This window comes from Gallibacterium melopsittaci, from assembly GCF_042433085.1.
Classification (GTDB): Bacteria; Pseudomonadota; Gammaproteobacteria; order Enterobacterales; family Pasteurellaceae; genus Gallibacterium; species Gallibacterium melopsittaci.
The window spans coordinates 47,914-69,306 of record NZ_JBHLWA010000008.1; the positions used below are offsets into that span (position 1 = coordinate 47,914).

17 protein-coding genes are annotated in these 21,393 nt (G+C 36.7%); 3 read left to right on the forward strand and 14 right to left on the reverse strand.

Annotated features, from left to right (window positions below; all coding sequences use genetic code 11):
• Positions 1-2: 2 nt before the first annotated feature.
• Positions 3-1,937 (reverse strand): 3D-(3,5/4)-trihydroxycyclohexane-1,2-dione acylhydrolase (decyclizing), encoded by a 1,935-nt coding sequence (gene iolD, locus ACFFHT_RS01975; RefSeq protein ID WP_382372955.1) that lies wholly within the window; start codon positions 1,935-1,937, stop codon positions 3-5.
• Positions 1,938-2,280: 343 nt separating this feature from the next.
• Between iolD and ACFFHT_RS01980 the strand changes: the two genes are divergently transcribed.
• Positions 2,281-4,185, forward strand: coding sequence for a bifunctional 5-dehydro-2-deoxygluconokinase/5-dehydro-2-deoxyphosphogluconate aldolase (locus tag ACFFHT_RS01980; protein ID WP_382372957.1), 1,905 nt, complete (start codon positions 2,281-2,283; stop codon positions 4,183-4,185).
• 70 nt (positions 4,186-4,255) lie between these two features.
• On the opposite strand, the gene ACFFHT_RS01985 is transcribed toward ACFFHT_RS01980, so the two are convergent.
• On the reverse strand, positions 4,256-5,092 hold the full coding sequence (locus ACFFHT_RS01985; protein WP_382372959.1) for a MurR/RpiR family transcriptional regulator: 837 nt from the start codon (positions 5,090-5,092) through the stop codon (positions 4,256-4,258).
• A 195-nt stretch (positions 5,093-5,287) separates the two neighbouring features.
• Between ACFFHT_RS01985 and prlC the strand changes: the two genes are divergently transcribed.
• A complete protein-coding gene (gene prlC / locus ACFFHT_RS01990; protein ID WP_382372961.1) occupies positions 5,288-7,333 on the forward strand; it encodes an oligopeptidase A in 2,046 nt (681 codons plus the stop codon).
• A gap of 69 nt (positions 7,334-7,402) precedes the next feature.
• Here the strand turns inward: prlC and ACFFHT_RS01995 are convergent, their stop codons facing one another.
• The 4 genes from ACFFHT_RS01995 to ACFFHT_RS02010 all read right to left on the reverse strand — a co-directional run bounded on the left by ACFFHT_RS01995 (position 7,403) and on the right by ACFFHT_RS02010 (position 11,985).
• Positions 7,403-8,815, reverse strand: a complete 1,413-nt coding sequence (locus ACFFHT_RS01995) for an alanine/glycine:cation symporter family protein (protein ID WP_382372962.1) — start codon at positions 8,813-8,815, stop codon at positions 7,403-7,405.
• 137 nt (positions 8,816-8,952) lie between these two features.
• A complete protein-coding gene (cpxA, locus tag ACFFHT_RS02000) occupies positions 8,953-10,371 on the reverse strand; it encodes an envelope stress sensor histidine kinase CpxA (RefSeq protein ID WP_382372964.1) in 1,419 nt (472 codons plus the stop codon).
• A 75-nt stretch (positions 10,372-10,446) separates the two neighbouring features.
• On the reverse strand, positions 10,447-11,169 hold the full coding sequence (locus tag ACFFHT_RS02005) for a response regulator (protein WP_382372966.1): 723 nt from the start codon (positions 11,167-11,169) through the stop codon (positions 10,447-10,449).
• A gap of 213 nt (positions 11,170-11,382) precedes the next feature.
• On the reverse strand, positions 11,383-11,985 hold the full coding sequence (locus ACFFHT_RS02010) for a peroxiredoxin C (protein WP_382372968.1): 603 nt from the start codon (positions 11,983-11,985) through the stop codon (positions 11,383-11,385).
• Positions 11,986-12,159: 174 nt separating this feature from the next.
• Between ACFFHT_RS02010 and metC the strand changes: the two genes are divergently transcribed.
• Entirely contained in the window at positions 12,160-13,359 is a 1,200-nt protein-coding gene (gene metC / locus ACFFHT_RS02015) for a cystathionine beta-lyase (protein ID WP_382372970.1), read from the forward strand.
• Between the two features lie 20 nt (positions 13,360-13,379).
• Here metC and ACFFHT_RS02020 read toward each other — a convergent pair whose 3' ends face one another.
• The 8 genes from ACFFHT_RS02020 to nrfA all read right to left on the reverse strand — a co-directional run bounded on the left by ACFFHT_RS02020 (position 13,380) and on the right by nrfA (position 20,951).
• Entirely contained in the window at positions 13,380-14,186 is an 807-nt protein-coding gene (locus ACFFHT_RS02020) for a TPR domain-containing protein (protein WP_382372972.1), read from the reverse strand.
• Positions 14,179-14,634, reverse strand: a complete 456-nt coding sequence (gene nrfF, locus ACFFHT_RS02025) for a heme lyase NrfEFG subunit NrfF (RefSeq protein WP_382372974.1) — start codon at positions 14,632-14,634, stop codon at positions 14,179-14,181. Before nrfF ends, ACFFHT_RS02020 begins: the two co-directional genes overlap by 8 nt.
• Positions 14,634-15,176 (reverse strand): DsbE family thiol:disulfide interchange protein, encoded by a 543-nt coding sequence (locus ACFFHT_RS02030; RefSeq protein WP_382372976.1) that lies wholly within the window; start codon positions 15,174-15,176, stop codon positions 14,634-14,636. The genes nrfF and ACFFHT_RS02030 overlap by 1 nt, the downstream gene beginning before the upstream one ends.
• A gap of 3 nt (positions 15,177-15,179) precedes the next feature.
• The gene (locus tag ACFFHT_RS02035) at positions 15,180-17,081 is read right to left on the reverse strand and encodes a heme lyase CcmF/NrfE family subunit (RefSeq protein ID WP_382372978.1); all 1,902 of its coding nucleotides are present in this window, start codon (positions 17,079-17,081) and stop codon (positions 15,180-15,182) included.
• 92 nt (positions 17,082-17,173) lie between these two features.
• Complete coding sequence (nrfD, locus tag ACFFHT_RS02040) at positions 17,174-18,133, reverse strand: cytochrome c nitrite reductase subunit NrfD (RefSeq protein WP_382372980.1); 960 nt, start codon at positions 18,131-18,133, stop codon at positions 17,174-17,176.
• Complete coding sequence (gene nrfC, locus ACFFHT_RS02045; protein ID WP_382372982.1) at positions 18,130-18,804, reverse strand: cytochrome c nitrite reductase Fe-S protein; 675 nt, start codon at positions 18,802-18,804, stop codon at positions 18,130-18,132. Before nrfC ends, nrfD begins: the two co-directional genes overlap by 4 nt.
• Complete coding sequence (gene nrfB, locus ACFFHT_RS02050) at positions 18,801-19,412, reverse strand: cytochrome c nitrite reductase pentaheme subunit (protein WP_382372984.1); 612 nt, start codon at positions 19,410-19,412, stop codon at positions 18,801-18,803. Before nrfB ends, nrfC begins: the two co-directional genes overlap by 4 nt.
• Positions 19,413-19,478: 66 nt before the next feature.
• Positions 19,479-20,951: an ammonia-forming nitrite reductase cytochrome c552 subunit gene (gene nrfA, locus ACFFHT_RS02055; protein ID WP_382372990.1), complete on the reverse strand. Its 1,473-nt coding sequence runs from the start codon at positions 20,949-20,951 to the stop codon at positions 19,479-19,481.
• Positions 20,952-21,393 lie beyond the last annotated feature (442 nt).

The following is a 21,393-nucleotide window of genomic DNA, read 5'->3' on the forward strand; positions in this document are numbered from 1 at the left end:
TATTAATAACGTCTTGCTTCATTGATGCGTACTTGTGAGTGAGCATAGGCTTGACGAATACGTTCTTTGCTAGAAACTTCTGCTACCCCAACGTGCCACCAACTGCCATAACCGTGAACCATCGTTTTAGGTAAAACTTTTACATCAATTAATGTTGGAACAGTTTGTGTTTTAGCATCAGCTAAAGCAGCGAGTAATTCATCTTCATTGCGAACGGTATAAGTTTTACAACCATAACTTGCCGCATTCATAGCAAAATCAATCGGAATGAAGCCAGCATCTAGTTTATTGGTGGCTGGATTTCTGAAACGAAATTCAGTACAGAAACTGTCCATACCGTGTCCAACTTGTAAATTATTGATACAACCATTGGTCATATTGTCGAAGAGCACAACATTAATTTTTTTGTGTTCTTGTACGGCAGTCACTAATTCAGTGTGTAACATGAGGTAAGAGCCATCACCGAGTAAGGTATAAACTTCTTTGTTTGGTTCTGCCAATTTTGCCCCTAAAGAGGCGGCAATTTCATATCCCATACAAGAGTAGCCATATTCAAGATGGTAAGTGTTCTCCCCTTTTGCTTGCCATACACGTTGTAAGTCGCCTGGTAAACTACCTGCGGCAGCCACAATGATGTCATTTTCACCAAGTTGTTGATTTAAAATGCCAAGTACACGGCTTTGTGTTAAGCAAGAACCTGTTAATTTGATAAATTCATCAAAAATTTTGTTGCGATTAGGTAATGCATCATTGACTTCAGGCACAAAGTTTTCTGCGTAAGTAACGTGTGCAACCCGATGTAACTCTTCTGCCATTTGTTGTTTAGCTGCGGTAACTTGTTCACCCCATTGTGCTTGATAGCCAACAAGTAGAGGTTGTAACTGTTGGAGTGCCGTTTTTGCGTCAGCAGTCATTTGTACGCCATCAAGTTTATAAGCGTCAAAACGTGCTACATTGATATTGAGATAGTCAACTTCTTCATTTTGGAAAATCCATTTAGAGGAAGTGGTGAAATCGGTATAACGTGTACCAATACCAATCACTAAATCAGCATCTTTAGCAAGTAAATTTGCTGCTAAGCAGCCAGTTTCACCAACACCACCTACATTTAATGGGTGATCTGCCACAATCGCACTTTTGCCTGCTTGCGTTTCGGCAAATGGAATTTGATAGGCTTCAGCAAATGCTTTGAGTTGTTGTGCTGCTTCAGAATAACGAACACCGCCCCCACAAATAATTAATGGTTTTTTCTTACTTTTAATTAATTCAACAGCTTGGGTAAGCATTGCTTCGGTAGCAGGCGTTCTTTCTACTCTATGAATACGTTTGGCAAAGAAATAGTCAGGATAATCATACGCCTCTGCTTGTACATCTTGTGGTAATGCAATAGTAACGGCACCAGTTTCAGCTGGATCAGTTAAAACACGCATTGCATTGATACACGCACTCATTAATTGTTCAGGACGAGTTACACGATCCCAATATTTACTTACAGCACGGAATGCATCGTTAGTACTGATGCTTAAATCATAAGGTTGTTCAATTTGTTGCAATACAGGATCTGGTTGACGAGTAGCGAATACATCACCTGGTAATAATAATAGTGGAATACGGTTTGCTGTTGCGGTTGCGGCAGCAGTGATCATATTTGCTGCACCTGGACCTACGGAAGAAGTACACGCATAAATTTGTTTTCTGAGCTTTTGTTTGGCAAAGCCAGTTGCGATATGTGCCATTCCTTGTTCATTTCGTCCTTGATGAACAATTAAATCACCACTGTCTTGTTCTAATGCTTGGCCTAAACCTAATACATTCCCATGACCAAAAATGCCAAAGATACCTTTAACGAATTTTGTTACTTTACCGTCAACTTCAATATATTGATTATCAAGAAATTTGACGAGTGCTTGAGCAACAGTGAGACGTTGAGTTTTCATTGCTTTCTCCTTTTAATAAATCGGATCAATTACTCTTGATTGGCATCTATTTTACTCAAAAAATTTTTCAATAAAATGAAATATGAAATATAAATTTCATTTTTGAGAAGTAGATCAACTATTTTAAAAATTTTTACTAAAAAATGAGGATTAATTGTTCAGTTAACTTATTCTGTTGGGTAGAGAAAAAAATTTTTTATGGTTTGTAAGAAAAAATTTTGCGATCTTTATCGCAAAATAGAGCATAATAGGTGGAAAATTGAAATTTTTATTCTAAAATTAAAATCGATAGATTTTTTATTTTCTTTGAATGTGAATTAAAACTGATTTTAGGAGGCAGGAAATGTCTAAAACATTAGATGTCATTTGTTTAGGGCGTGTTGCAGTGGATTTATACTCACAACAAATAGGTTCTCGTTTAGAAGATGTAAGTAGCTTTTCTAAATATTTAGGTGGCTCATCTGGTAATGTAGCTTATGGAACAGCTATTCAAGGTTTAAAGTCTTCTATGTTAGCACGAGTTGGTGATGAACATATGGGGCGTTTCTTGCGTGAAGAATTACAAAGTGTAGGTGTCGATACTAGCCATTTGATTACGGATAAAGAACGTTTAACTGCGCTTGTTATTTTAGGTATTAAAGATACAGAAACCTTCCCACTGATTTTCTACCGTGATAACTGTGCGGATATGGCAATTACCGCAGAGGATTTTAGTGAAGACTATATTGCTTCAGCTAAAGCATTAGCGATTACAGGTACACACTTATCTCACCCAAAAACTCGCCATGCGGTGTTAACGGCATTGGAATATGCAGGGCGTAATGGTACGAAGCGTTTATTAGATATTGATTATCGTCCTGTGTTGTGGGGATTAACGTCGTTAGGTGATGGGGAAACTCGCTATATTGATTCTGCAGCAGTAACTAAGTCTTTACAAGAAGTGCTACACCATTTTGATGTATTGGTTGGTACAGAAGAGGAGTTTCATATCGCAGGAGGTTCAACCGATACTTTAACCGCATTAAAAAATGTACGTAAATTCACACAAGCAACATTAGTCTGTAAACGAGGTGCTTTAGGTTGTTCGGTCTTTGAGGGAGCTATTCCAGATGATCTTGATGGCGGATTAAATGTTTATGGAGTGCGGGTTGCCGTATTAAATGTCTTAGGGGCAGGTGATGCCTTTATGTCGGGCTTATTGCGTGGTTATGTAAACGGTGAAGGTTGGGAGCAAGCGTGCCGTTATGCGAATGCTTGTGGTGCATTAGTCGTTTCTCGCCATGGTTGTGCACCAGCGATGCCAACTAAAGCTGAGCTAGATGACTATCTCTCTCGTGCCGAATCGGTTCCTCGTCCTGATTTAGATGAAACCTTAAATCATTTACATCGTGTTACTACCCGTAAACAAGATTGGGAAAATCTCTGTATTTTTGCCTTTGACCATCGGATGCAGCTAGAAGATATGGCTGCGAAGTGCGGGGCTGATGTTAAACGGATTCCAAAACTTAAACAGTTATTGTTACAAGCTGCTGAACAAACAGCAAAAGAAGAAGGCATTTACCAAGGTCAAGCAGGTATTTTAGCCGATACTACCTATGGGCAAGATGCGTTGAATGCGATCACAGGGAAAAAATGGTGGATTGGTCGTCCTATTGAAAAACCAGGTTCACGTCCACTAGAGCTTGAACATGGGGATTTAGGTAGTCAATTAATTTCATGGCCGAAAGAACACGTTGTAAAATGTTTAACTTTCTATCACCCAAATGACAATGAAAGCATTAAACAACGCCAAGACCATAAATTATTAGAGGTGTATCAAGCGTGTTGTCGAACTGGACATGAGCTATTGTTAGAGGTTATTTTGCCAAAAGATATGGAGCAAAATGAAACTTATTATTTAGATATTGTTCGCCATATCTATCAGTTGGGTATTAAACCAGATTGGTGGAAATTACCAGGAATGACATCTATTACTTGGCAACAACTTACTGCAGTAATCAATGCAAATGATAAATATTGTCGAGGTATCTTGATTTTAGGTTTAGATGCACCAGAAAGCGTATTTGATGCAACGTTTAAAGAGGCTGCATTAGCACCAATGGTAAAAGGTTTTGCTGTTGGAAGAACAATTTTTGGCGAACCTTCTGCACAATGGTTAGCTAATGAGTTAGATGATCAAGCATTGGTTAGTGCAGTTTCAGAGAAATATCGTCGCTTAATCCATCTTTGGAAGAAGTATCGTGGTTAAATAGGCTTTTTTAAGTAGAAGAGTAAACGTATAACCTAACCAGTAATTGGTTAGGTTATTTTTTTATGAATTATTGTAAGTTTTCTTCTTGTTGGAAAGCTAAGGAAATTGCAAGGCTCTGAACCAAATTCATCGTTGAACATTGTGAACGGAAACCATTGATATGCGCTTCTTTAATCACAAAAGCGATATCGCTAAAACTCACTAATGGACTAAGTTGGCTATCTGTAATAGCGATTTGTTTAACACCAGCTTGTGCCACGGAATCCAAAATATTCAGTGTTTCTTTTGCATAAGGTGCAAAACTGATTGCTACGACTACATCACCAGGTTTAATCAGATTTAACTGTTCTTCAAACATTCCTCCAAGACCATCAATAATATAAGAACGGCGATTGAGGTGATGCAGAGCATAATTTAAATAACAAGCAATGCTGTAAGAACGTTTCAATCCAATAATAAAAATATTGTTGGCTTTATCTAACAATTTCACTGCATCGTTGAGTTGTTTAATATCAATGTTAGTTGCTAGTTGAGTTAATGCGGTAGCATTCGCATGAGAGAACACCGCTAGAATATTTTCAGGGCTATTTTGTTCAGTATGGTCTGCATCCATCTTATGAAACAATTCGGCACGTTCTTTATAATCAGCTGTTGATTCCATCAAACTTTCTTTAAAGACTTGCTTCATTTCATTAAAACCACTGAAATCAAACACATTTGCAAAGCGGATTAAGGTTGATGGCGGAACTTCTGCTCGTTCAGCGATAACAGCTACGGTATCAAATACAACGCTATTTGGATTATCTAAAATATATTTAGCGACCTGCTTTAAGCGTTTACTTAAACTGTCATAACGTTCCCTGATTTGGTTCTCTAATTGTTCAACTTTGATCGATTTATTCATAATTCTGTGTAGGATGAGTGAAATGTAATCAATATTCTACGCAATATTGGCACAATTTGAAAAGGAAATTTCATTTCTCTGCATTATGATATAAAAATGAGGAGTAATAGAAAATTCTTAAGATAATACTCTTGAAATCTAATGCTTATCCCCAATAACTAGGGGCGTGTTTTTTTATAAAAAAGGATAATTATTATGTCGAATCCATTACTTGATCCGCAAGGATTACCAGAATTTTCAAAAATCAAATTAGAACATATTCAACCAGCCATTACTCAATTAATCCAACAATGCCGTGATACCGTTGAACAAGTCTTAAAACAAACTACATTTACATGGAAAAATTTTTATCTTCCACTTGCAGAAGTCAATGATAAGTTAAGTAAGGCTTGGTCGCCTGTTTCACACCTAAATGCAGTCAAAAATAGTCCAGAACTAAGGGAAGTTTATCAAGCCTGTTTACCATTATTGTCAGAATACAGTACGTGGGTTGGACAACATCAAGGATTATATCAAGCCTATTTACAATTAAAAAACAGTGCCGAATTCGCTACATTGGCAAAAGATCAAAAGAAAGCGATTGAAAATAGTCTGCGTGATTTTGAATTATCTGGTATCTCTTTGCCAGCAGAGCAACAACAACGTTATGCAGAAATTGTGACTCGTTTATCTGAATTGAATTCCCAATTTAGTAATAATGTTTTAGATGCAACCATGGGATGGGAAAAGGTAATTACTGATGTAAATGAATTAGTCGGATTACCAGAAAGTGCCTTGCAAGCCGCAAAAGCCTCAGCAGAAAGTAAAGGACTTGAAGGTTATCGCTTTACGTTAGAGTTTCCAAGTTATTTACCTGTTATGACATATTGTGAAAATCGTGCATTGCGTGAAGAAATGTACCGTGCATTTACGACTCGAGCATCAGATCAAGGTCCGAATGCAGGGAAATGGGATAACTCGGCAATTATGCAAGAAATTCTGACTTTACGTTATGAATTAGCGAAATTATTAGGTTTTGCAACCTATGCAGATTTATCACTTGCGACAAAAATGGCAGAAAGTCCACGTCAAGTATTAGATTTCTTGCAAAATTTAGCAGATCGTTCTAAAGCACAAGGAGAAAAAGAAGTTGCAGATCTAAAACAGTTCTGTAAACAACATTTTGGTATTGATGAACTTGCCGCATGGGATATTGCTTTTTATAGTGAAAAGCAAAAACAAGCGTTATTTGCGATTAATGATGAAGAATTACGCTCATATTTCCCAGAAAATCGCGTATTGGCAGGATTGTTTGAAGTGGTTGCACGAATTTTCAAGATTAAAGCTGTCGAACGTTTTGATGTAGATACTTACGATCCAGAAGTACGTTTCTTTGACTTAATCGATGAAAAGAATGAAGTTAGAGGAAGTTTTTATTTGGATTTATACGCTCGTGAACATAAACGTGGTGGTGCTTGGATGGACGATTGTATTAGTCGCAAGCGTAAGATAGATGGTTCGTTACAAAAGCCAGTGGCTTATTTAGTTTGTAATTTTAATCGTCCGATTGGCGATAAACCTGCATTGTTTACCCATGATGAAGTAACAACATTATTCCACGAATTTGGACATGGTATTCATCATATGTTGACTAAGATTGAAACAGGTGATGTATCAGGTATTAATGGCGTACCATGGGATGCTGTCGAATTACCAAGTCAATTTATGGAAAATTGGTGTTGGGAAGAAGAAGCCTTACAATTTATTTCAAGTCATTATCAAACAGGCGAAGCCCTGCCAAAAGAGAAGTTAACACAATTAATTAAAGCGAAGAACTTCCAAGCAGCGATGTTTATTTTACGTCAACTAGAGTTTGGTTTGTTTGATTTCCGTCTGCATTATGAATTTGATCCAAGTAAGAGTGATCAAGTTACAACTATTTCTGCGGAAGTGAAACAAGATGTTGCCGTGATCAAAACACCAACATGGGTCAGAACACCACATAGCTTTAGTCATATTTTTGCTGGTGGTTATGCTGCGGGATATTATAGTTATTTGTGGGCAGAAGTGTTGTCATCTGATGCGTTCTCTCGTTTTGAAGAGGAGGGAATTTTTAATGCTGAAACAGGAAAATCTTTCTTAGATAATATTCTGACACAAGGTGGTTCAGAAGAGCCAATGGAACTGTTCAAACGTTTTAGAGGACGGGAACCGAAGTTAGATGCTTTGTTGCGGCATAAAGGAATTATCGCTCAAGCATAGTTTACGTTTATAAGGTAATAAAAACGGTAACTTCAAAGATGAGGTTACCGTTTTTGTTTGTAATAAAGATTAACGCCAAATGTTTGGTTTAACTTTAGCAGCTAGTTCAGGATATTTTTCCACTTTAAATTCAGGTTCTTTGGTCGTTTTGAGTTGAGATTGGTAATCTTTTAAGAGTAACCAAACTAATGGAGAGAGTAACAAAATAGCAATTAAGTTAATCATCGCCATAATTCCCATAAAGGTATCCGCCATATCCCAAACGAGCGCCATTTTTTGTACCGCACCAAAATAGACCATGGCTAATACCGCCATACGGAAAATCATAATCACGGTTGGGTTGTTTTTAATAAATTGGATATTTCCTTCGGCATAAGCATAGTTACCAATGATGGTTGAGAAGGCAAACATAAAGAGTACAATCGCAAGGAAATCTTTCCCCCAAGCACCAACTTGATGTTCAATCGCGAGTTGAGTAAGTTGGGCACCAGTAACACCAGAATTAATTGACTCACCTGAAAGCAAGACAATCACTGCAGTTGCTGTACAGATAATAATGGTATCAACAAAAACACCTAACATTTGGATTAAACCTTGGCTAACAGGGTGTTTTACATCTGCGGTAGCTGCAGCATTTGGTGCAGATCCCATACCTGCTTCATTAGAGTAAAGACCACGTTTAATTCCGTACATCATTGCTTGTGAGAATACTGCTCCAAAGAAACCTCCAGCAGCAGCGTCAAAATTGAAAGCAGATGAGAGAATTAAATTAATGGTTGCAGGTAACATACTGATATTGGCACATAAGATATAGATAGCCATGCCAATATATAGTAATGCCATTAATGGAACTAATACTTCTGCAATGCGAGAAATTCTACGAATACCCCCGAAGATCATTGGTGCAGTAAGGATTACTAGTGCGACACCAACTGCTTGTGGAGAAAATCCCCAAGCCCCATTACTGGCTTCGGCAATGGTATTGGATTGTACAGCATTAAAAACAAAACCATAGGTAGCAATAAGTGAAATAGCGAATAGCCAACCGAACCAGCGTTGTTTTAATCCAGCAGTAATGTAATAAGCAGGACCACCACGGAAATGCCCTGCTAAATCTTTGACTTTAAATAATTGGGCAAGTGAAGATTCGGCAAAAGCACTACTCATTCCTAATAAAGCGGTTACCCACATCCAGAATACTGCACCTGGTCCTCCCATTGTAATGGCAATGGATACACCAGCGATATTACCAACACCAACACGACTAGCTAAACCAGTAACAAAGGCTTGGAATGGGGTGATTGCATGTTTACGTTCAACACTTCTGCCGCCTAGCATTTCTCGAATACTTTGTGGCAACAAACGGATTTGAACGAAGAAAAGTGAGAGGGTGAAATAAAGTCCAGTACCTAATAGGGTGATAATAACGATATTCCACAGTGGCTCGTTAATTAGATTGATTAAATTATGAAAGGCTTCCATTCATGGGCTCCAATTATTATGGGATTAACAAATGGGCGAAACCATAACATAACCTAATCATAAAAAGAATATTAATTTTAAAATATTCAATGATTAAATCTATTTTTTGTAATTTATATCACAAAATTTTTGATTTACTAATCAAACCATAAAGGAAGATGAATTTTAACAGATAAACCACCAAGTTCACTGCGATGAGCGTGAATTGATCCTTGATGTTGTTTAACAGTATTAGCTACGATGGCTAACCCTAAACCAAATCCACCAGATTCTCTAGTACGAGCAGTATCTACACGATAAAAAGGCTCAAAAATTTTATGGTATTCACTTGGATCTATGCCATTACCATCATCTTCAATACCAATAATTAGTTGATCTTTATGGATAGAAAAAGAGATTTTAATAATTTCATTACCATATTTTTTAGCGTTTTGAATAATATTTTCTAATGAACCAGCGAGTGCAGAAACATTGCCATTAATAAAATAACGATGTGGTTCTTGAATATTATTTTCTATAATGAGTTTTTTATGGATATTTTGTTCTCTATTTAATTGTTCAAATTCAAATTTAGTATCTTCAATGACATCTTCCCAAATATCTGAAATTGGAGAAATTTCATGTTCAAGATGGCTATTAATTTGTTGACGAGAGATATTTAATATATCTGAAATCATTTGTTCCAAACGTTCAGCTTCAAGTTCTATTCTAGCTAACTCGGGTGTTTCGCCATAACGACGACGAATAATTGCGGCAGATAGTTTTAATCTTGCTAATGGTGTTCTTAGTTCGTGAGATATATCAGAAAGCATCCTTTTTTGTGCATTTAATAAGTTCTCTAATGCAGTTACCATTTGATTAAAACTTTTCCCTACAGCTTGAATTTCTACAGGACCTTGTTTTTCTAAATCTTCATTAATAATAAAATGCCCCATGGCCACACTATTTACAGCTTTGCGTAATTTCACTATTGGTGATGTAATTTGGTAGGAAAGAATTAATAATAATGGAGCGGTAAAAATACTAATGACTAAAAGCATCAGGAGAGAATTATCAAAGAATTCTTTAATTAAAGGATGAGTTGGAGGAACACTTTTAATAAAATAAGTATAATAAGTTGATGGTTTTTGTCCCTCGTAAGAGAATTTAATCAGGAATGGACCTAAAATTTCTGAAGAATCAAATTGTTTTTTTTGTGGGAATAGTGGGTTATTTGAACGAAAAATAAATTCTTTTAAATTAGCATAATCTTGATAATTAACATTTAGAATTTTTCCAGATTGGTTAACTAAAGCAAATCTGAGATGTTTTTCTTTTTCCAGATATTCTACTTGAGATTGAAGATGGAATATATCATTATCGTCCATCCTTTCCATCATAGAGAAGATAATATTGTTATAAAAATTTACTTCTTTATCTTTGATAATAGTATAATTTCTTGAGTCAAGTGAAGGTAAAATAACAGCAATAATAAAAGAAATACAAAATATTAAAATAAAGTATAGATATATTTGACCTGTTAGCGTAGAAAATGGTTTGAATAATTTTATTTTCATAAATTAATCTATTAATAACAAAACCCTCATTTAGAGGAGAGTTAAAAATGAGGGTTTGTAAAAAGGAAATTACTATTATTTATCTGTAATTAAAAGATAACCTCTACCTCTAAGTGTTTTAAACCAAGGCAAATTATCTGATCTTGGTGGTAATTTTTTGCGTAAATTAGACATATGCATATCAATAGCACGATCGAAAGGAGTTAATTTTTTTCCTAAAATTTCAATAGAAAGTAACTCTCTAGAAAGTATTAACCCTGGGTTACGAATTAACATATGTAATAAAGCAAACTCTGTACCAGTTAACTCAAGATCTCTTCCTTGATACATGACTTGCTGACGACCAGGATAAAGAGTGATGTCATTAAATTGCAGCGTTTTTGACTCATCGAGAGTATTAATTTCTAAACTATTGGTAACCGTATTTGGGATTGATGGCGTTTTTACACGACGTAATATTGCTTTAATACGAGCAACTAATTCACGATCATTAAATGGTTTTGATAGATAATCGTCTGCGCCTAGTTCCAATCCTAAAATTCTATCAACATCATCACCACGAGCAGTTAACATTAATACCGGTGTGGTATATTTTTGACGAATAAGTTTTAATGTTTCGATTCCATTTAATTTTGGCATCATAATGTCTAATAAGATTAGCTCAAAACTAGGATCTAATTTGTTTAATGCTTCTTCTCCATTATGAACGACTTCAACATCAAAACTTTCCATCATTAAGACTTCAGCAAGTAAATTAGTAAATTCAATATCATCGTCAACAAGAAGTATTTTTGGCATTTTATCTGTCCCCATTTTTATAAATGACGCTTATTGTATAGGAATATAATAGCTAATCATAGATTTTATTAGGGTAAATCTTTAAAAATTGATCTAGATAGAGCAAGTTTTATGTAGAAAATAGTCAAGATTGAAAAGAAAAAGAGGATAGTTTGTATGAAGATAGAACCCTGTATAGAAACAGGGTTCTAGATGTTTTATAGGAATAATTAATTAAAGTTGGTCAGCATTTTTCTTCAAGTATGCAGCAACACCTTCTGGGTTGTCTTTCATACCTTCTTTACCTTTTGACCATTGTGCTGGGCAAACTTCACCATGTTCTTCGTGGAATGCAAGAGCATCAACCATACGAAGCATTTCATCGATGTTACGACCTAATGGAAGATCGTTAACAACTTGGTGACGAACTACGCCATTTTTGTCAATTAAGAAAGATGCACGTAATGCAACGCCTGCTGCTGGGTGTTCAATACCATAAGCTTCAGCGATTTCGTGTTTAACATCAGCAACCATAGCAAATTGAACTTCGCCGATACCACCTTGATCTACTGGAGTTTTACGCCATGCGTTGTGAGTATATTGAGAGTCGATAGAAACACCAACAACTTCAACACCACGTTTTTTGAATTCTTGATAACGGTGATCAAATGCAATGATTTCTGATGGGCAAACAAAAGTGAAGTCTAAAGGCCAGAAGAAAACAACTGCTGCTTTACCTTCGATATGTTTTTTAAGATTGAAATTATCAACGATTTCACCGTTACCTAATACTGCAGATGCAGTAAAATCTGGTGCTTGACGAGTTACTAATACCATAACTATCTCCTTGTGAGTATCTAATTAATGATTAAGATAAAACAACGAATTATTGATGTGAGCTCGTTGTTTCGACGCGGTAAAAGATACCGCTTTCCCCAGAAAATATACAGTTGTTTTTATCTATCAAATCAATTAATGTTGAACTATATATTTACCAAGAGAGGTTTAATAATGGTAACGCAAATACAACAAAAAAACACCCAACTTATCCATTCTGGTCGTAACAATCGAGTGACACAAGGTAGTGTAAATCCAGTTATCCAACGAGCATCTTCTTTAGTATTTAATAGTGTAGCCGAGAAGAAAATTGCGACTAAAAAACGTGCACAACAAGCATTATTTTATGGTCGTCGTGGTACATTGACACATTTTGCATTGCAAGATGTGATGTGTGAGTTAGAAGGTGGTGTAGGTTGTTATCTGTATCCTTGTGGTGCAGCAGCAATTAGTAATAGTTTATTAGCATTTGTTCAGCAAGGCGATCATATCCTGGTCACGGGAGCAGCATATGAACCAACACAAGAATTTTGTCAAATTATTTTAAAAAAAATGGGCATAGAAACGACCTTTTTTGATCCAATGTTATCGGCAGAAGAGGTGGCAGCATTAGTCCAAGAAAATACGAAAGTGGTTTTTCTTGAAGCACCTAGTTCACTAACGATGGAAGTTGGTGATATCCCAGGGATTGTGCAAGCGGTGCGTGCAAAAAATCCAGAGTTAGTGATTATGTTGGATAATACTTGGTCAGGTGGATTGTTATTTCCAGCGTTACAGTATGGGATTGATATTTCTATTCAAGCAGGAACAAAATATTTAGTCGGGCATTCTGATGCAATGATTGGGACAGCGGTGGCTAATGAACGAACATGGGATCAACTGCGAGAACAATCTTATTTAATGGGGCAAATGGTTGATGCGGATACGGCGTATATGACAGCAAGAGGGATTCGTACATTAGCATTACGTTTGAAACAGCATGGTGAAAGTAGCTTAAAAATTGCAAAATGGTTAGCAGAACAGCCAGAAGTTAAAGCAGTTTATCATCCTGCATTACCAAGTTGTCCAGGACATCAATTTTTCCAGCGTGATTTTAAAGGGGCGAGTGGATTATTTTCCTTTGAATTACAACAACGTTTAAACGATGAACAAGTGGCAAACTTTTTGGATCATTTCCAATTGTTCTCGATGGCGTATTCATGGGGTGGTTATGAATCACTGATTCTAGTCAATCAGCCAGAAGAAATAGCACGAATTCGTCCAAATATTCAGCGCAAATTAACAGGAAGTTTAGTGCGTATTCATGTCGGTTTAGAAGATCCTGATGATTTAATTCATGATTTAGCTGCTGGTTTAGCAAGGATCCATCAATAATGTAAAAAAGAGTGCAAGTTTTATTGCACTCTTGCTTTCTCTTCTGCAATATTCATCATATTAATCAATAATTTACGGTCAACTTTACGTTGACTATCTAAAATTTGTTGCCATAATTTAATCGCTTGTTGGTAATGTGCTTGTTGAAACGCATCATTAGCGAGTAGCAACAACGCAGTGGTATCATTTGAATCTTGTTGCAATGCTTCTTGTAACCATTGTTGAGCTTGAGCTGTTAATGTTTGGTTATGTTGATAATAGAGAGCGGTTGCTGCGGCAGCTAAAATTTGTGGTTGGCGACCTAATAAAATTGTTGCTCTGGAATAAGACTCTAAAGCGTTATCAAATTCATTATTCTGCGCATAAGCTAACCCTAATTCATACCAATTTTCACCCTGATTTGGATTTTCACGGATTTTTCGTTGAATAGACAAAATCATATCTTCATTTTGATTTTGTGACCTCGCTTCTGTTTTTATTGGTGTATTAAGTTGAGTAATGGTTTGCCAGCGGTTGGTCATCGCATAATAACTGATAGCGAGAAAAAATAGGACACAGCCAAGGATGACTGTAAATGCTTTTTGACGATGTTGTGCTGTTGGTAAAGATAAAGGAACAGCTTGTTCTTGCATAAAGCGATAGGCCGTTTCATTTAATAAGGTAGTATTTTGTTGTTTTTTGTTCTCAGTAAGTTGTTGATCGAGTAGCTGTTGATTAAGTTGTTGATTGGCATAATCAACAGTTTGACTTGGACGATACCAATATAGGATCAAAACAATGATCACTAAAAAAAGTATCAATCCAGAAAAGAAAATTGAATTAATCATGATGCCCCTGCTGTTGTAAAAAAGCATTGATTTGTTGTTGTTCGTCCGTTGTTAATGGCTTACTTACTTTGCGTTTTCTTAAATAATACAAACTTGCAACGATAGCAATGCATAAAGCGAGTATTGGTAATAACCATAATAAATAGGTGTTAAGCGTAAATGGAGGATCATAGCGGACAAAATTGCCAAATCGTTCGGTCATAATATTGATGATTTCATCATCACTTTTACCTTCATTTACCATTTGATAAACCTCAAGCCGCAATTCATAAGCCACTGCTGCATTCGACTCGACTAAATTTTGATTTTGGCATTGCGGGCAACGTAAAGTTTTTGCTAAAGCAATCGCACGTTGTTGTGTTTCTGGAGAATGAAACTGAAAGGTATCGACAATTTCAGCATTAGCGATACTGCATAAAGTTAGCAAAATAAACAAAAAGCGTTGCATTAAGGTTCCGTCCGTAATTGTTGGATTAAAGGTAACATTTGCTGTTGCCAAATGGTTTGGTTAATTGCGCCACCTTCAAAAAAATAACGAATAATGCCTTTTTTATCAATAATAAAGGTATAAGGAGCTCCATTAATGCCGAGTTCTGCGGCAAATACACCTTTACTATCATAAGCATTTAATTGGAATGGATTACCTAACTCAGCCAATGTATTAAGCGCATTCTCTCGTTTATCCAAATAGTCAATGCCAATAATTGGTAGTTGGTATTGCTGACTGATGTGATGTAGCAAAGGAAATTCCTGTTTGCAATATTGACACCAGCTGCCCCAAATATTAATTAAATAGACCTGACCTTGTGGTAGATCACTATTTTGCCAAGTGCGAGTATTGTCTTGTAAATCAGATAACACTAATGCTGGCAGAGGTTTATTAAGATGATCTTTCATTTTTTGCAGTGGATCTTGGTTTAATCCGAAAAAGAGGACCAAGGCAAAAAGCAAAATAATGATCACAGGAGTGAATAATAGCCAACGTTTCATTGCTTATCCTTTTGTTTTGGGTTTTCTAGCATTCCACATTGCGAGGAAACCACCGAGCATAATGAGTAAGCCACCTAGCCAGAGCCAACGAATATAAGGTTTATAATGTAAACGGAAAGTGAATTCATCGCTCGATAATTTATTCCCCATCACAATATACAAATCTTCAAACCAGCCCCAAGCAATCCCCACTTCACTCATATTCATGGTGCGTACATCGTAAAAACGGCGTTCGGCACTAATTTGGGCAATATGTTTATTATTTCGTTGTACCGTGAAAAAGGTGCGTTCTGCTGTGTAATTAGGCCCGATTTCATTACGATAGCCAAGATAGGTAAATTGATACTGATGTAAAGTTTGAGTATCGCCTGCTTTCATTTTGACACTGATCTCTTCGGCATAGAAATTGCTAATTGTGCCACCAATAACGCTCATTGCTAAACCAATATGTGCTAGCCGCATACCCCATTGTTTTATATCTTTAATCCAACGAGCAAATAGCGTATTGAGTAATAGCCACCAAGCGAAAATTAATAGGCAAATAGCAACAACTGAAATATCAGAAAATTGTAGCCCTTGTTGTTGCCATATTTGTAATAGTGTTAATAGCAGTGCCGGTAATAACCAATAGCTTGCACGACGTAAACGAGTAAATGATGTTTGTTGCCAAGACCATTGAGGGGCAAATAGCATCAATATAAGTAAGACAACTAATAGTGGTAAGAATAAGCGATTAAAATAAGGTGTACCGACGGAAATGCTGCCCCAGCCCATCATGGTAAAAATCATTGGGTAAAATGTGCCAACAAACACAATTAATGTGGCAAGGGAAAAAAGGATATTAGTGATCAGTAAGGCAGATTCTTTTGCTAACCATTGAAAACGAACGATTGATGGCGGATTACTTGCGCGTAAAGCAAACAGGATTAATCCTCCAATCGTAAAGAGAAAAAATATCGCTAGTAATGCCTGCCCTCGCTGTGGGTCGATAGTAAAAGCATGTACAGAAGCAATAGCACCAGAACGGACAATAAATGTCCCTAATAAACTCAAGGCAAAAGTAAAGATGGATAATAACATGACCCAATAAATGAAAATGCCTCGTTTTTCATACACAATTAGCCCATGTAAGAGAGCAGTAGCCAATAACCAAGGCATTAAAGAAGCATTTTCAACGGGATCCCAAAACCACCAGCCACCCCAACCTAATTCGTAGTATGCCCACCAAGAACCTAAAACAATGCCAATCGTTAAAAATGCCCACGAGGCTAATACCCAAGGGCGGCATAAACGAGCTAAGGCGGCATTGAATTGTTGTAATAGCAAAGCCGCACAGATGAGCGCAAAATTAATCGCAAACCCTACATAACCAAGATAAAGAAGTGGTGGATGCACAATTAAGCCAATATCTTGTAGCATAGGATTTAAATCACGTCCTTCAATAGCAGCAGGAATCAAGCGTTGAAAGGGATTAGAAAGAAATAGAATAAAAAGTGCAAAGCAGAAACCGATTAATCCCATAATAATCAAGGTAATCGTCATTAAACGGAGATCGGTATGGCGGTTAAACCAAGCAAAAAGCCCTGTCCATAGCGAAAGTGCAAAGAGCCAAAATAGCATTGAACCTTCATGTCCACCCCAAGTTGCGGCTAATTGATAAAATAAAGGTAATTTTGAATTGGAATGTTGAGCAACATATTCAATAGAAAAATCATTGGTAGCGAATGCATAAGCTAATAGAACCAATGTTATCGTTGTAAATAGGGTATAAAGTAAACTTAGTGGTTGGGCAAGTTGCATAAAAAATGGATTGTTACGCCATACACCATAAGTGGGTAATAAGGCTAAACATCCAGTGAAAACTACAACTAATAATAAACTGATAAATCCTAACTCAACGACCATAAATTATTTATATCAAGATGCTCAAGAAAAATGAAAGTGATATGTTGAGAGAACAACATATCACTTTTTACCACTTTGTTATGCACACTTACTTAAGCAAGTGTCATTTGTCCTGCGTATAACGCCCAAAAACGTAAGCATAACACGCCAATTAAACTTAATGTTGTGACTAAGATAACGAAACCTTTGCGATGTTTCATAGCATTAGATGCAACTGCATTTAACAAGGTAGGCAAGACTAAGCCAATACCTACTAAGCCAATCCAGAATACATATGCCCAAAATCCTGTTCCAACCGCATTATAAATTGCGACAGTTTTTTGACCACCACCTAAATAAAGTCCAATACAGAATGCAAAGAGTAAAAACGCTTCGATTAATACTACTGGCAATTCAAATTTATGGACAAAATTTAACGCAGCAGAATGGGTACCCTCTTTAGTAAACAATACTGTCGCTAACATCAATGCAGCAATTCCAGAAGAGGTACCTGAAGCTAAGAATAATGCAGGTAATACTGGATTGTTAAGCATTGGATAACTAATCAAGGCAGAAAGTAAAAATCCTGTATAAGCCCCTAGTAGGACAGCAAGGAATATTAAGATAATTTCAACTGGCGAGCTGAAACGTTCTAATTTGGTAATAAGCGTGTTTACAAAAGTTAATTTTGGGACAAAACGGGCAATTAATTGTGCAATTAACGCTTTAAAAATAAAGGCTAACCATAACAATAAAAATGCCATATAAATTTGGAATAACATTACCCCCATCGACATAATTGAAGTATGGTGGTAGTTAAACATTAAGTACCAGAATGTCCATGGTTTAGTTAGATGGAAGATCAAAATCACTAAACCTAAAATAATAGTAACTGGTGCAATAATAGCAGCACAGCGAATCACATTATTTTCTGCTGGATTGATCCCCGCATTACCACTTCGTTTTAATAGTACTGCCAGCATAGTTGCACCAGCAGAAATTCCTAATAAAAAGAGATAAATGGCAATAATTTCGTCCCACACGAGAGATGGGAAATGAAATGGACTACTCATCGTCTAATCTCCCCATGTTTACTTGGAATATGATAGAGGTTAGGTTCAGTCCCTAATTCAACTTTCGTACGATAAACCTGATCTTTACGCACTTTTTGTGAAATTTCGCTCATTGGATCATTGAGATCACCAAAAGTTAATGCTTTAGTTGGACAGGCTTCTACGCAAGCAGGTTGTTTACCTTTAGCCAAATTAGTATCACGACAGAAGTTACATTTATCCGCTGCTTTGGTAATTGGATTAATGTAACGGACTCGATAAGGACAAACGGCAATACAGTATTGGCAACCTACACACAGATCTTTATTCACATCAACAATGCCCGTTTTGGCATCAATAAATGAGGCACCAGTTGGGCAGACGTGAACACAAGGTGCATTACTACAATGTTGGCAGGAGTGACGGAAAAACTCATATTCAACATTTGGGAATTCACCATAAGGTTCACTACGAATAATTTCAAGACGAGAAACACCTTCTGGAACATGGTTTACTTCTCGACAAGCATCCATACAAGCCGTGCAACCAATGCAGCTCCGTTCATCGTGTAACATTCCGTAGCGTTTGTTTTTTTCTTCAGAGAGTACGGTCGCTAATGTTTTATTGCTGCCTCCAGCAACTAACATTAACGCCCCTATTCCTGAAACAAAGTTTCGGCGTGAACAATTCATTGTGCATCCTTACTTGGTTGTTTAGCTTTTTCTTTTTCTTCACGAATAGCTTGTTGTTTACCATGACAATCAACGCATAATTTCACACGTTGTTTTGGCTGAATATCTTGCATTGCATCATGTTCTGGATGCAAGGTATGACAGCTTGCACAAGGCAATTTCATTGCATGGACATCATGTGCCCAGAATTTTTCTCTTAATTTTTCTGGTTGATGGCAAGCAAAACAGACTTGGTTTTGTTCTTGCACGGTGTACATTGGTTTTTTGCCATCAAAAATATCACCATGGAAACGCATTACATCTTTCACACCACGGCGGTGATCTTCTGAAATTTTACCGTGACAACTGACACAAGTAATTGGTTTGCCTGTATTTGGGCTAACTTGACTTAGATGTGTGCCATGGAATTGTTGGTTATTAAATTTATGACATTTAGCACAATACTGGTTTGGATCACGTTGGTTTTCCAATTGTGGTTGATAAGTTAATGTATTGTTAGAGCTAGCATTAGGAGTAGCATTGTCTGCAGTGGCATTAAAAGTAAATGCAAAGAGAGTGATTGCCGTACCAGCAAGTAGCCATTTTTTCAACATAGCATAGAAATTCATTGTTTTTTCCTCAACTAAATACAGAATTTATGGTTGCCTCAATGAGAGAGGCAACCTTGATGAGATTTATTTTGCATCAGCAGGCAATAAGCCTTTTTCTTTTGCTTCTTTATCCCATTGAGGAACAACAGTTTTTAAGAATTCATCTTTTTCACGTCTGTGTTTTTCCATATCAATACCAATAGCAGCTTGTGCTTTTTCTTTGGTAGAAATATCTGGAATAGCAACAGGTTGAGCAACATTATGTTTCGTTAAAATTACAGCTAATTTACGGCGTGCATCTGCTGCTTTATCTAATCCTGAGCCTAATACATTTAAGGCTACCTCAGGAGCGTGCATATAAGCACCATGACTTGCCGATGTGTAATCCCAACGCCATTGAGCGTGACGAATATCTTGTAATACATCTTTCATTTCATCTTCTGTTGCACCTGCATCCCAAGCTGCTTTCGCTTCAAAGTGAGCGTGAACAAGTTGATCTTCAAGTTTCACGAGCATTTGGGTAACACGTTCTTTGCGAGAGTTCACGATACCTTGTAATTTTTCTTTACTTTGATCGTGACAGTTAGCACAGGTATTTTGGAAATTATCGAATGGATTACCGATATTGTGGTCAGTATAAACACGGCCATCTGGTGCTTGAGTTTTTGCCATATGACAATCTACGCAAGTTACACCATTTTTACCATGCATTCCCATTGTCCAAATTTCAAAGTCAGGGTGTTGTGCTTTCAACATTGGGGCTTTTGAAAGAGAATGTACCCAATCCTTAAATTTAAGATTGTCGTAGTAAGCCTCCATTTGTTCTACACTCATACCGTTATCCCAAGGGAAGGTAACGGTTTTTTTATCACCAGCGAAGTAATATTCAACATGGCAATTAGCACAGATTGCTGCACGTTTATCTGTTTTATCAGAACGTTCAAAGTTCCAATCAACTTTATCTAATGCACGTAATACGTGTGGACGAGCGATACGAAGTGCAGGTTCACCTTTAGCGAAGGCCGCAGAATTAGTATCGTGACAATCAGCACAGCCAATTGGGTTGACAATTTCATTTCCCCATTTAGCCCATTTCACACCAAAGTAACCATCTTCACCTTTTTCAGTAATCAAGCGAGCAACATCAGGGCTTTTACATGTCCAACAAGCCGCTGGTTGAGGACCTGAATTTTCATCTTTTGGTGCACCAGTACGCAAAATATTACGTACATCAGTGATTGCATAATAGTGACCACGAGGATGATTATATTCGACAGAAAATAAATAACCGCCCCATAAAACGACTAAACGAGGATCTTCTGCTAATGCATCTCCAATTTTTTCAGATTGTTTGGTACTCAACCAAGATTGATACTGTAATGGGTATTTTTCAGCATAAAGATCATTACGCACAGATACCTTATCAATATCAAATTTCATATCTTTAAATTTATCGGTAGGTTGAGTTTGTGCAGTGGTCGGATTGTTGGCTGGTTGTTCAGCAGCTTGTGCAGTAGCCATTCCCATAGTGGCAGTTCCAGCTAATAATAGAAGCATCGCTTGTTTGAAAGTTTTCACGATAATTACCCCAACATAAATAGTTATTCACTAATAACAAAATATAAATAAGTTTAGATATCCCCAATCCCTTGAGAATAAAGGGAAAAGACAATTATAAGCATCGCTTACTTTAGCTAAATATGCACAATAATTCTAAGGTTAAATTGCAATTTTTTGAGTTTAATCAAAAAGTTTTAGAGGTAAAACTTAAAAGTGAGATGGAAATCACTGTTTCTACCTATTTTGTGTTATAAAAAGTAACAATATCAATAAAATAGGAATTTCATTTTTAATACCTATTAATGGGTATTTTGGTGATTGTTTATGACTGAGGTGGAATAAAAAAGCCTACTAAAATCAGTAGGCTGATCTGCACCCCTAAAGTTGGACTTATTATCCAACAGACAGAGGTGCAGATTTTTTATGACCAAATATAACC